Raw genomic sequence first — 12,219 nt, forward strand, 5'->3', positions numbered from 1 at the left:
CTATCGATGACATCTATGGCCCGGCCTATAGTCGGAACATGGGACCCGAACTTCGTCATCTCCGCTATCTCATCGCGGTGGCCGAGCACGGCAACTTCACCCGCGCCGCCGAGGAGCTGCGCATCTCCCAGCCGACGCTGTCGCAGCAGATCAAACAGATGGAGCGGGTCGTCGGTGCCCAGCTCCTCGACCGCAGCGGCCGGACCGTGCGTCCCACCGACGCGGGCGAGGCGTACGTGTACTACGCGAAGCGCGTCCTGAGGGACCTGGCGGCCGCCGATCGCGCAGTGCTCGACGTCGCGGACCTCTCGCGAGGTCACCTCCGCCTGGCCATGACGCCGACATTCACCGTCTACCTCATCGGTCCACTGGTGGACGCGCTGCGCGGTCGGTATCCCGGAATCACTGTGGACGTACAGGAGATGACGCAGGATCGCATCGAGGCGAGCCTGCTCGCCGACGAACTCGACCTCGGGATCGCCTTCGAGGGGGTGCACCAGACGGGAATCGCCGCCGCGGCGCTCTTCACCGAACATCTGAGCCTCGTCGTGAGCGCCGAAGGCCATGCGGCTGGGGGTGACCGGCCGCTACCCGTACGCGATCTGTCCGGCCGCCAACTCGCATTGCTCAGCGGAGATTTCGCGACGCGGGGTCACATCGACGACTATCTCGCCGCGCACCGCGTCGATCCGACGGTCGCCGTCGAGGCCAACAGCATCCTGGCGCTCACCGAGATCGTGCGCCGCTCCCGCCTGCTGGCCACCGTGCTTCCCGACGCGATCGCCGAGGACCACCCGCACCTGCGGCCCGTCGCTCTCGATCCGCCGCTGCCGACCCGCACCGCCGTGCTCCTGCGCAGGGAGAGTGCCTACGAGAGCGCGGCCGCGCGCGCTTTCGCCCGCGTCGCGCGCGGCCTGGTCCAGGATCGCGGCTACCGGCAGGCATGACCGCGTTGCGCCACCGGCAGGGGCGCACGGGGCCGTGGCCCGCTACTTACCGGGGGGTAGGCCAAGGCGCCCCCCTTGTTATACGGTCCGTCTAACAAGGGGGCGGGTGGCCTCTGCGGAGCCCCCGTCCACCTGTGCTGACCGGGTGTCTTTGCGCAGCCCGCGGAGCCGGCAGGCGGCGCCCCGCCGACGGGCCGCGACGGGCACGGCAGCGCACCGACAGGGAACGCACGCGTCTGATCCAAGGAGCCGCAGCATGGCAAGCAGCACTGTTCGGCCGGACTCGCACGAACTCCCCGACGAGCGCGGCGTCTCGCAGCGACTGCTGGAGTCGGCCGCCGTGCTGGCGTACGACCCGGCGACCGAGGTCGACTGGGAGACGCCGCTGGACAAGGACTTCCACGGCGCGAGCCCGGAGTGGAGCACGCTCTACGGCACCGCGTACTGGGCGGAGCTGACCGAGGCACAGCGCAGGGAACTGACGCGACAGGAAGCCGCGTCGGTGGCCAGCACCGGCATCTGGTTCGAGATGATCCTTCAGCAGATGGTGCTGCGCGACATGTACGCCAAGGACCCGACGAGCGCCGACTTCCAGTGGGCGCTCACCGAGGTCGCCGAGGAGTGCCGCCACTCGATCATGTTCGCCCGCGGAGCCGAGAAGCTGGGGGCGCCGGCCTACCGGCCGCACCGGCTCGTCATCGAACTCGGCCGCGTCTTCAAGACGCTCGCCTTCGGGGAGGCGGCGTACGCCGCGATCCTGGTGGCGGAGGAGGTCCTCGACGTCATGCAGCGCGACTGGATGCGCGACGAGCGGGTCGTGCCGTTCGTCCGGACGATCAACAACATCCATGTCGTCGAGGAGTCACGGCACATGAAGTTCGCCCGCGACCAGACGCGCAAGCGCCTCGCGGGCGCGGGCCGGATCCGCCGGCACATCAACGCCTTCCTGGTCGCGACGGCGTCCTACTTCATCGTGACGAGCATGGTGCGCCGGCAGGTCTACGAGAGCGCCGGACTCGACGTGCGGCGCGCCGTGGCCGAGGCCGGGGCCAACGAGCACCACAAGTCCATGATGCGTGCGAGCTGCTCGGGCCTCATGGAGTTCCTGGCCTCCGCCCGGCTGCTCACCAAGCCGGCGCTGGCGTTCTACAAGCGTGCCAACCTCATCTGAGTCGACGTGAGCTGACGACATGACGTACGCCATCACCCAGACCTGCTGCAGCGACGCGACCTGTGTCGCCGTCTGCCCGGTCAACTGCATCCACCCCACCCCCGAGGAGCGGGCGTTCGGCAGCACGGAGATGCTGCACATCGACCCGGTGTCCTGCATCGACTGCGGCGCGTGCGCCGACGCGTGCCCGGTCGACGCGATCTTCCCGGTGGACCGCCTGTCCCCGTCTCAGCAGGAGTACGCCGCGATCAACGCCGCGTACTTCGAAGACAGGGACGGGCCTACGGATCCGGGTACGGGCGCGGTCGAGGACGGCCCCAACTTCCATGCGTGGGGCGGCCCTTCGTTCCCGCGCGTCCTGCCGTCCGACCTGGCACCGCTCAAGATCGCCGTCGTAGGCACCGGACCGGCCGGGATGTACGCGGTGCAGGACCTGCTCCTGCACACCAACGCCGAGGTGACCCTCATCGACCGGCTGCCGGTGGCCGGCGGCCTCGTGCGCTACGGCGTGGCACCCGATCACCCCGCCACCAAAAAGGTCGGCGAGACCTTCGCCCGGTTCCACACCCATCACCGGGTACGCATGCACCTAGGCCTCGAAGTGGGCGAGGACGTCACCCCGCAGGAGCTGGCCGAGCACCACGACGCGGTCGTCTACGCCGTCGGTGCCACCGCCGACCGCGGCCTGTCCGTCCCGGGCGAGGACCTCACCGGCAGCATCTCGGCCCGCACCTTCGTCGCCTGGTACAACGCCCATCCGGACGTGGCGCACGACGCGATCGACCTCTCCGCCGAACGCGTCGTGGTAGTCGGCAACGGGAACGTCGCCCTCGACGTCGCCCGGATCCTGCTGGCCGACCCGGACACCCTCGCCCGCACCGACATCGCCGACCACGCACTGAAGGCGCTGCGCGCGAGCTCCGTGCGCGAAGTGGTCCTGCTCGGCCGCCGTGGTCCCGAGGACGCCGCGTACACCACCTCGGAGCTGCTCGCGCTCAAGCACGTGCCGGGTCTCCAACTGCTCGTCGACGACCACGATCCCAGGATCGGTACGGCCATCGACGCGGCCGGTCCCCACGACAGGGCCGCCGTCCTGCGTGGCGTTCCCCGCGGCTCCTTCGACGGGGACGTGGCACCGCCGCCCGGGCGGCGCATCGTCCTTCGTTTCCACAGCTCGCCGGTCGAGCTGCTCGGATCCGAACAGGTCGAAGCCGTGCGCACCGAAGGGGCGTCGGGGGAGCGGGTGATCGCGGCGGGCATGGTGCTGCGCGCGATCGGCTACCGCGGAGGACCGCTTCGCGGCCTCCCCTTCGACGAGGCCACCGGCACCGTTCCGCACGAGGGCGGACGTGTCACCGGCATGCCCGGAACGTACGTCGTGGGCTGGATCAAGCGCGGCCCCAGTGGCGGCATCGGCGCCAACCGCACCTGCGCGGCCGAGACGGTCGCCACGCTGCTGGCCGACGCAGTCTCCGGCGCGCTGCCGACGCCACCGCACGCGCCCAAGGCCTTCCACCGACTGGCCAGGCGCCGCAACCGGCGTGTCCTCGACGCGAAGGGCCTGGTGGCGATCGAACGGGCGGAGGCCGCGCGAGGTCGCGAGACCGGCCGGCCACGGGTCAAGCTGGCCACGGTGGACGAGCTCGTGGCGAGCGCGAGGCGCAGGCGCCTGCTCAGGTGAGGTGAACAGACCGGCCCGGCGCGGCACTTGGCGGCGCCGGGTGACCGCCTGCCCTGCGGTGGCGTCCCCGGTCACCCGCGCCCGGCCGCGGCAGGGCGCTGCGCACGCATCATGGCGAGGTACACGGCCGCGGCGACCAGGATCCCGACCGGCAGCGAGAGATCAGTGCCGCCCGCCGCCCGGGCGATCGGCCCGGTGTACATCTGCGTGTTGACGCATTGGGAGGCGACGGTGGTGGCGACCGCCAGGGCGGTCACCCCGGCCCAGTTGACGCCGCCCGTGTACCAGAACGCGCTGCCCCGGGTCTCGTCGGTCAGTTCCCTGCCGTCGTAGCGGTTGCGGCGCCACAGGATGTCGGTCGCGTAGATGGCGATGCTCGGGCCCATCAGCGCCACCATGAGTTCGAGCATGTTGTTCACCGTGTCGAGGAAGTTGGAGACGAGCAGCGCGTACAGCGTCAGCGCCACACCGAGGGCTCCGTCGAGGGCGACGCTGCGGGACCTGCGGATCCGGACGCCTATCGACTGCAGTGCGAGGCCCGAACTGTAGGCGGTCATGGCGTTGTTGCAGATCGCGCCGAGGATGACGGCCAGCAGGAAGGCAGGTTTGAACCAGGCCGGCAGGATGGTTTCGAGAGCCGTCTGCGGGTCGGACATGTCGAGCGCGGTTCCCGCGAGGGCGCCGAGCGAGGTGAACAGGACGCCAGGCAGGTAGGCACCGAGTGCGGTCCACCCGGCGATCGCTCCCGGCGAGGTGGTGCGGGGTAGGTAGCGGGCGAAGTCGGCGCTGTTGCTGTACGAGAGGGGCGCGGCGGCGACGAGTGTGATGCCGCCCATCACCACGGCCCACAACTCCGTCCCGTGGAGCGGGTGTTCGGGCGCGTAGCCCCAGTCGACGTGGCCCAGGACGTAGCCGGACAGGACGACGAAGACCGCGGCCAGGGCCAGGGTGAACGGCAGGTAGAGCTTCACGATGGTGGCGTGGCCGTAGACGCTGATGGCGAGCGTCGCCGCGGCGAGCGCCACGATGACGACGACCTTGACGCCTGTCGTGACGGCGATGCCGGCCTTGTCGACGAGGCTGAAGGCGGAGAGCGAGGCCGCGGCCCAGCTGATGGCCAGATAGCAGACGGACACGAACCAGCCGGTCAGGGCGATGTTCGCCCGGTTGCCCCGGACGCCGAACATCGCGCGCATGATCACCTGGCTCGGGGTGCCGGCCGCGGGACCGCTCACGGCGACGAGTCCGACGAGCGCCCAGCACAGGTTGCCCACCGCGATCACCGCCAGCGCCTGCCAGAGGCCGAGGCCCATCAGGATCAGCGCGCCGCCGACCACGAGGCTGAGGTAGCTGACGTTGGGCGCGGCCCACACGGCGAACAGCTCGCGGGCGCGGCCGTGCCGCTCGGCCTCGGGGATGAAGTCGATGCCGTGCGCCTCCACACGCCCGGCCTGGTCGGCGGGGGGCGCGGCGGCAGGCGCCGAGGGGTCTGGGATCGTGGGAGCCATGCAGTCCTCCGAACAGGCGAGCACGGGAGCCGACTTGTCTATTGGCCACGTATCCAATAGTGAGCAGGGGGTGCCGTCAAGCACTCGGCCGAAACGGGTGCGGAAGAACCCCGAGGCCCGCCGCGCCGAGATCGTGGCCGCCGCCGCGGCCATCGCCCTCGATGAGGGCCTCGAATGCATCACGATGCGCCGGGTCGCCGACGAGCTCGCGGTGCGCCCCGGCCTGATCAGCCACTACTTCCCGGTCGCGGAGGACCTCGTCGCCGAGGCATTCGGTGTGGCGGCGACGGCCGAGCTGGACGAGCTGATCCCCGCCGACCGGCCCGACGGCGAGGCGCTGGAGGACCTGGCCCGCTTCTTCCTCCTGACCGCGGGGGACCGCTACGACGGCATGAGCCGGCTGTGGCTCAACGCCAGGCACCTGAGCCGCTACCGCGACAGGCTGCGCGACCGGGTGGACCTCCAGGAGGCCCGGTGGCGCGAACGCCTGATCCAGCTCATCCGCGACGGCGTGGCCGCCGGAGTCTTCCGCACCGAGGACCCCGAGGTGAGCGCGATCCAGATCCTCGTGGTCCTGGACGGCCTGGGCGTCCACGCCAACGCGGAACGCACCGACCGTCCCCCGGCGGTGGCGGCCATGGTCGTCACCACCGCGGAACGCGAACTCGCCGTGCCCCCCGGGACGCTCGCCGAACTGATGGCGGCCCGGCGCCTGCACCAGGAACGGGGGGCCGCGCGCGACTGACGGCCCCGGGCCGCTCACGAGACCTTAAGAGCGCCGGCGTCATGGGCGACCCGCCCGCCGACGACGGTCGCCCCCACCGTCAGCTCGCCGATGCGCGCGCCCTGACCGTCCCCATGTACGCGGGGTGGGACGCGTCGCACCACGCCCGTCCCGCCATCCACGCCCTGGTCGACGGGCTGTGCGCCTACTGCGAGCGTCGTGCGGGGCGTTTGCCGGCCTCATGGCCCGGCCCAGCATGGCGCTGCCCTACGTCCTCAGCTTCCTCACGGGCTGTGTGCTGTACGGGTCCCAGACCGCCAATCCGTCCTTCTTCGCCGCCCCGCGTCCCCTCGGCTTCGGTCTGGACACGCTCGGCATCTCGCTGCTCACGGTCAGCGGCGCGGTCGCGATGGCCGCGGCGGGCACCTGCGCCGACCGTGTGGTGCGCAGGTTCGGCCCGCAGCACACCCTCGTCGGCGGTTTCACGCTGGTGGCGCTCAGCTACGCCGGGATGGTCCTCGCCCACAGCGCGCCCTGGCAGATGGCCGTCCTCGGCATGGTGGCCGGCGCGGGCGTCGGAACCGCCATCGCCACGCTGCTCATCCGGCACCTGCCCGCCGACCAGACCGGCATCGGAACCGGCATGTACAACACCCTCAAGACCCTGGCCGGTTCGGTGGCGGGCGCGGCCTTCGCCGCGGTCATGAACCGTCTCCTCGTGGAGGTGCGCGGCGCGCACGTCGCCTCGGAGAACCGCGTACGTCACACGGTCTGGGCGTCCTGCGGCGCGCTGGCGCTCCTCGGCGTGGCCACCGCCCGCCGCGTCGGCCGCACGCAGCGCCGGGCCGAGCGGGCGGTGGTCCCGGAGGCCGCCGTCGCCACCGCGGAGTGAGGCGGAGTGAGGCGGAGTGAGTACGGCCGGGCGGGGCTCAGGAGCCGAGGGCCTTCTTGAGCTGTACCTTGTCCATGGACGACCGCCCGTGGATGTTGCGCCGCTGGGCCTGCGCGTACAACTGGTCGTACGTGGGGCCCTTGGCGCCGGAGCGCGACCGCCGCCCGCCCCTTTCGCCGGACGACATGTCCTGCGTCGAGCTCTTGCTGGCCGTACGGGACTCACCGGCGCGGGCGCGTTCCTTGTTGACCGTGCGGGCGGCGATCTCCTCGGCCCGCTTCCGGTTCTCACCCCGTTTCTCGGCGCTCTCCTTGATGTGCTCGTACTGGCGCTCCCGCTTGGCGTTGGACCCTCGGGGCATGGTCGTTCCCTCCTGAGCGAACTACGGCGGGGGTGGTCACGGGTTCTTGAGGTGGAGCTGCACCTCGACCTCCTGGTCGCCGGCGACGGTGCCGACCTTCTCGACGGCGAAGGCCGCGTCCAGGGTCCGGCACAGGCGTTCCACGGCGACGGGGCAGCCCTGGAGGTCAGCCGTGACCGTTCCGGCCAGCACCATGCCGGCGACCTCGGCGGGGACGTGCTCCACCAGGAAGTTGCCCGTCCAGGCGGCGGGGCGCGGCCCCTCGTTGCCGTGCGGGACGGCCTCGCCGCGGTCGTGGTCGAAGTGGTCGGCCAGAAGGTGGAAGACCGCGTCGGCGTCCGGCGCGGAGCAGTCGCCGAGCACGACCTCCACCAGGTCCCGGGCCGAGGGTGCCTCCGCCGGGAAGGCCGTCGAAGCTGATGTGCCGTTCACGTCGTTCTCCGTGTCTCTCGGTGTCTCTCGGTGTCTCTCGTGTGTGTCTGTGGCTCTCGGTGGGAGCGGGCGGTCCTGTCACGTCCCGCTCGGGCCCCCTTCCCCGTCATCCGGTGCAAGCGATGTACCCGGCAGTTCCACCGGTGCCAGCGGCCACATGGCCGGCCCCTGAAGCACCGATCCGTCCGTGGCGAAGCGCGAACCGTGGCACGGGCACTCCCACGTCGTCTCCGCCGCGTTGAACGCCACGATGCAGCCCAGATGCGTACAGCGCGCCGAGACCGCGCGGACCGTGCCGTCCTCGGCGCGGTAGACCGCGCACCGGTGTCCGTCGACACGCACCACCGCGCCCGATCCCGGCGGGATCTCGGTGACGGAGTCGACGTGGGCGGTGTGCAGCCGGTCGCGGACGAAGTGCCGTGCGACATCGGCCTGTTGGCGCAGCAGAGCGGGTGCTTCCCGCACCGCGCTCCACAGGCGACGGGGGTCGTACAGGTCGGCCCACGGTGGGGAGTCGCCGGTGATCAGCCCGCTCAGCAGCTGCCCGGCCAGGACACCGCTGCTCATGCCCCATCCGTTGAAGCCCGTCGCCACGTACGCGTGCCGGGCCCCCGGATGCAGGGGCCCGATCATCGGGATCCCGTCGCCGGAGTCGTTGTCCTGGGCCGCCCAGTGGTACGCGGTGGCCTCGACGGCGAAGCGTTCGCGCATCCACGAGTCGAGCCGGGCGAAGGCCGCCGTCGCGTCGCCCGTACCCGGTGTGAAGCTCTCCCCGGTCACGATGAGCAGCCGCCGTCCGTCGGCGCCGTACGGGGCGGTGCGTACCGAACGCCTGCCCTCGTCCTCGGTGATGAACATGCCGAGCGGGCCGGGGTCGGAGGCGAGCGGGGCGGCGACGACCAGTTCCCGGCGCGGCTGGAGGCGGGCGAACAGGAGCGCGCGGTCGAAGATCGGGTAATGGGTGGTGACGACGACGGCCTTCGCGGTCACCGTGTGCTGCGCGTCGGTGGTGACGGTGCACGGGGTGCCGCCGAGCATCTCGGTCACCCGGGACCGCTCGAAGATCACGCAGCCCTGGGCGACCAGATCATCGGCCAGGGCCAGCAGGTACTTGCGGGGGTGGAACTGTGCCTGATCGTCCACCCGCACCGCCCCCGCGACGGCGAAGGGCAGTCCCGTGTCCTCGGTGTACCGCGCCGGGAGACCGGCCTCACGGGCGGCCTCGGCCTCGGCGCGCAGCACTGCCGTGCCCTCCTGGCGGACCGAGTAGGTGAAGGCCGGAACGCGCTCCAGGTCGCAGTCGATCGCCACCCCGGCGCAGATCTCGGCCACGCGCTCCACCGCGCGCTGTTGCGATGTCGCGTACAGCCGGGCGGCCTCCTCGCCGTGCGTGCGGCGCAGGCGGGCGTACACGAGGGTGTGCAGCGCGGACACCTTGGCCGTGGTGTAGCCGGTGACTCCGGCGGCGATGCGGTCGGCCTCGAAGACGGCGACGGTCCGGCCGGCGCGCGTCAGTTCCCAGGCGGTGCTGAGCCCGGCGATTCCGCCGCCGATCACCGCGACGTCGACCTCGATGTCCTCGGCCAGCGGCGGGTAGGCGGTCGTGCCGCTGGTGTGCATCCAGTACGACTCGCCGCGCCCCGGCAGTTCCATTCTCGGCGCCACGGAGGTCCTCCTTCCCGTCACCTGCGATCGGGTTCCCGCGCCGTGCCCCGTAAATCCCCCGTAACCCCCCTCGAACATGGTGACCGTGATGCAGGTGAGGCGCTCGTCGAGTGCGGGGGCGATGAGGGGCGGGCACGAGGACACTTGCGGAGGGGAAGCGCTGCGTCCTCGCGCCCAGCGGCCGTCGCCCAAGTCATCCCGGCGGCGGCCGCTCCCCGCCGGCTGCCACCCTTGCTCCCGCAGGGGGGCCGGGGGCAGGGGGCGGAGTTCAGCCCCTGGTTCCAGTGTCCTCCCGTCGCCGGGCGAAGCGCCGACGTCAGGCGACCCGCACACCGTCGGGCGCCCCGTACTCCCGGCCCGCCTCCGCGCGTACCCGCGCGCAGCTGAGGTGGATGAGGCGGGAGACGTGCATCTGGGAGATGCCGAACCGCTCGGCGATGCGCGCCTGCGTCATGCCCTCGAAGAAACGCAGATAGAGGATGGCGCGCTCGCGCTCGGGAAGGTGGCGCAGCCCCGTCTTGGCCGCCTCGCGGTCGGTGATGAGGTCGTACGCGGTGTCGGGCGCACCGAGCGCGTCGGCGAGACTCTGTCCGTCGTGACCCGACGGGGAGAGTTCCGCGTCGAGGGACAGGGCGCTGTAGCTTTCGATCGCCTTGAGCCCGTCGAGGACCTCCGCCTCGGTCAGCCCGGTGTGCGCGGCGATGGCGCCGATGCCGGGCTCGGGGCTGCCCGGCTGCTCGGTGAGTTCGCGGCGGGCCGCACGGACCTTGTTGCGCAGGTCCTGCACGCGGCGGGGTACGTGTACGTCCCACATCCGGTCGCGGAAGTGCCGGCGCAGTTCGCCGGTGATGGTGGGCACGGCGTAGCACTGGAAGGGGCCGCGCTCGGGCCGGTAGTGGTTGATCGCCTTGATCAGTCCGACGGCCGCGACCTGCTCCAGGTCCTCCGTGCTCTCGCCCTTGTTGCGGTAGCGGCGGGCGATGCGGTGCGCCATGGGCAGCCATGCTTCTACGAGCTCCTCGCACAGCAGGTCACGCTCGGGGCCCTCGGCGAGACCGGCCATGCGCGTGAAGGCCGCCGTCGTGTCGGGGGAGTCGTCATGGGCGCGGCGGGAGGTCCGACGGCGGTGGGTGGCGCCCGCAGTGAGGTCACTGAGCATCGTGGTTCGCTCCTCAACGGTGTGCCGGCGCGGGCCGCGGGAACGGGCGCCGGCATCCATCAGGAGCGGAACGCCACTCGCCGGGTAGGTGCCTCCGGTCCGAAGCATCGACATGCGACTGCTCTTCGATTCTCCGGCCGCACGTGCCCGGATGCGACTCGACGGGCGCCACGTCACTGCAGGTCATGGACGTTCGGCGGACGGTGTTCCTCCGAAGTGGGGTGTGTCGGACGCGGCGGTGGGGGTACCCGGTCGTCGGCAGAGCCCCGACCGAGTCCCCGGGCACCGAAAGGGGGCGGCTTTCCATGAGCAGCGAGCTGATCTCCAGGACCGGACCGGACGACTCCACGTCGCACCACGCGGTCCTCGGTTCTCCCTGCTGGGTGAGCCTGGCGGCGCGCGATCTGGCGGCCGCGCAGTCGTTCTACGGAGCTGTCCTGGGCTGGACGTTCCGCGCGGGAACACTGGGTGAGCGGTTCGTGGTGGCGCTCGCGCAGGGGAGAGATGTGGCGGGGATCGGGGCGGTCGCTCCGGCTCTGCAGGTTCCCGTCGCGTGGACGCCCTATTTCGCCGTGGCCGACGCGGACGAGACGGCCGGCCGGGTACAGGAGCGCGGCGGCACGGTCGGGGTCGGCCCGATCGGCTTCCCCACCGGGCGGGCGGCCTTGGTGTCCGATCGCGCCGGCGCGGTGTTCGGGATCTGGGCCGGCGCGCTCATACGCAACTTCGGCGCCTGGCGCCGGGAGGCACCCCTGTGGCTGCGCCTTGTCACACGCGACGCCTTCGACGCCGCGATCTTCTACGGGGAAGTCCTCGGGTGGACGAGCCCGGGCTGCTGCGACGTGCGGTACGAGGACGAGGAGGTCGTCCTCGTCTGCGAGGGACAGCCGGTGGCCGCGCTCGTCGGCGGGGCGCTGGGATCGGCCCCCGACCCTCATCTGCGTCCGCGCTGGCAGGTTCGCTTCACCGTCGCCGATGCAGAGGAGTGTGCGCGGGCCGCTGTGAGGCACGGCGGAACGGTGAAGGGCCGGGACTCGGAGGCGATGGGTGACTCCGTGACCCTGCTCGACCCCGAGGGCGCCCAGCTCACGGTCTTCGCACCCAGGCCGCGACCGGAGGGCGGCGCCGAGGGTCCGTGACCGACGGCCCGCGTCACCCCCGCCGGGCGCCCGCAGTCACTGCGTCCGGCGCCGCAGGATGTTCATCGCCGACAGTGTGAGCACGGTTTCGCCGCGCTGGTTGAACACCTCGATGTCCGTGTGCACGATGCCGCGGTCGGGCTTGGACCGCGAGGGACGTGCCGAGCGCACCGTCGTACGGATCGACAGGCTGTCACCGGGCCGCACGGGGCGGGTCCAGCGCAACTCGTCGACGCCGGGGGAGGCAAGGCTCGCGACCTTGCTCACATAGTGGTCGGCGTACATGCGCATCATCAGGGAGGCGGTGTGCCAGCCGCTCGCGATCAGCCCCTTGAAGGGGCCCCGCTCCGCGGCTTCGGGATCCGTGTGGATGTCCTGCGGATCGAACTCGCCGGCGAACCGGAGGATCTCCTCCTCGGTCACCGTGAGGCTCCCGTACACGTAGCCGGCCCCGGGAACGTAATCCTCGAAGTACCGTTCCCCGATGGGGGTGTTGAAGTCCGCGCCGATCGCTGTGGTGGTCATCGAAGGCACGGTAGC

12 protein-coding genes are annotated in these 12,219 nt (G+C 71.5%); 6 read left to right on the forward strand and 6 right to left on the reverse strand.

Annotated features, from left to right (window positions below):
* The first annotated feature begins 38 nt into the window (after positions 1-38).
* The 3 genes from cynR (at position 39) to ACIPWY_RS19920 (ending at position 3,799) form a co-directional block, all read left to right on the forward strand.
* Positions 39-947, forward strand: coding sequence for a transcriptional regulator CynR (cynR, locus tag ACIPWY_RS19910; RefSeq protein ID WP_393700883.1), 909 nt, complete (start codon positions 39-41; stop codon positions 945-947).
* A gap of 256 nt (positions 948-1,203) precedes the next feature.
* Positions 1,204-2,118, forward strand: a complete 915-nt coding sequence (locus ACIPWY_RS19915; protein WP_362903001.1) for a diiron oxygenase — start codon at positions 1,204-1,206, stop codon at positions 2,116-2,118.
* Positions 2,119-2,137: 19 nt separating this feature from the next.
* Positions 2,138-3,799, forward strand: a complete 1,662-nt coding sequence (locus tag ACIPWY_RS19920; RefSeq protein ID WP_401534102.1) for an FAD-dependent oxidoreductase — start codon at positions 2,138-2,140, stop codon at positions 3,797-3,799.
* A 71-nt stretch (positions 3,800-3,870) separates the two neighbouring features.
* Here the strand turns inward: ACIPWY_RS19920 and ACIPWY_RS19925 are convergent, their stop codons facing one another.
* Entirely contained in the window at positions 3,871-5,307 is a 1,437-nt protein-coding gene (locus ACIPWY_RS19925) for a purine-cytosine permease family protein (RefSeq protein WP_401534104.1), read from the reverse strand.
* Between the two features lie 70 nt (positions 5,308-5,377).
* On the opposite strand from ACIPWY_RS19925, the gene ACIPWY_RS19930 reads away from it, so the two are divergent.
* Both ACIPWY_RS19930 and ACIPWY_RS19935 read left to right on the forward strand, forming a co-directional pair.
* Positions 5,378-6,052, forward strand: coding sequence for a TetR/AcrR family transcriptional regulator (locus ACIPWY_RS19930; RefSeq protein ID WP_393700891.1), 675 nt, complete (start codon positions 5,378-5,380; stop codon positions 6,050-6,052).
* A gap of 124 nt (positions 6,053-6,176) precedes the next feature.
* Complete coding sequence (locus ACIPWY_RS19935) at positions 6,177-6,923, forward strand: MFS transporter (RefSeq protein ID WP_393700893.1); 747 nt, start codon at positions 6,177-6,179, stop codon at positions 6,921-6,923.
* Positions 6,924-6,960: 37 nt separating this feature from the next.
* Here the strand turns inward: ACIPWY_RS19935 and ACIPWY_RS19940 are convergent, their stop codons facing one another.
* From ACIPWY_RS19940 to ACIPWY_RS19955, 4 genes are all read right to left on the reverse strand, one after another.
* Entirely contained in the window at positions 6,961-7,284 is a 324-nt protein-coding gene (locus tag ACIPWY_RS19940) for a plasmid stabilization protein (protein WP_393700895.1), read from the reverse strand.
* Between the two features lie 36 nt (positions 7,285-7,320).
* A complete protein-coding gene (locus ACIPWY_RS19945) occupies positions 7,321-7,716 on the reverse strand; it encodes a hypothetical protein (protein WP_362903012.1) in 396 nt (131 codons plus the stop codon).
* A 78-nt stretch (positions 7,717-7,794) separates the two neighbouring features.
* The gene (locus ACIPWY_RS19950) at positions 7,795-9,369 is read right to left on the reverse strand and encodes an FAD-dependent oxidoreductase (protein WP_362903378.1); all 1,575 of its coding nucleotides are present in this window, start codon (positions 9,367-9,369) and stop codon (positions 7,795-7,797) included.
* A 328-nt stretch (positions 9,370-9,697) separates the two neighbouring features.
* The gene (locus ACIPWY_RS19955; RefSeq protein ID WP_362903014.1) at positions 9,698-10,540 is read right to left on the reverse strand and encodes a SigB/SigF/SigG family RNA polymerase sigma factor; all 843 of its coding nucleotides are present in this window, start codon (positions 10,538-10,540) and stop codon (positions 9,698-9,700) included.
* Between the two features lie 305 nt (positions 10,541-10,845).
* Between ACIPWY_RS19955 and ACIPWY_RS19960 the strand changes: the two genes are divergently transcribed.
* The gene (locus ACIPWY_RS19960) at positions 10,846-11,679 is read left to right on the forward strand and encodes a VOC family protein (RefSeq protein WP_362903016.1); all 834 of its coding nucleotides are present in this window, start codon (positions 10,846-10,848) and stop codon (positions 11,677-11,679) included.
* A gap of 36 nt (positions 11,680-11,715) precedes the next feature.
* On the opposite strand, the gene ACIPWY_RS19965 is transcribed toward ACIPWY_RS19960, so the two are convergent.
* On the reverse strand, positions 11,716-12,204 hold the full coding sequence (locus ACIPWY_RS19965) for a MaoC family dehydratase (protein WP_362903018.1): 489 nt from the start codon (positions 12,202-12,204) through the stop codon (positions 11,716-11,718).
* Positions 12,205-12,219: the final 15 nt, after the last annotated feature.

This window comes from Streptomyces sp. NPDC090032 (assembly GCF_044748025.1).
Lineage (GTDB): Bacteria > Actinomycetota > Actinomycetes > Streptomycetales > Streptomycetaceae > Streptomyces.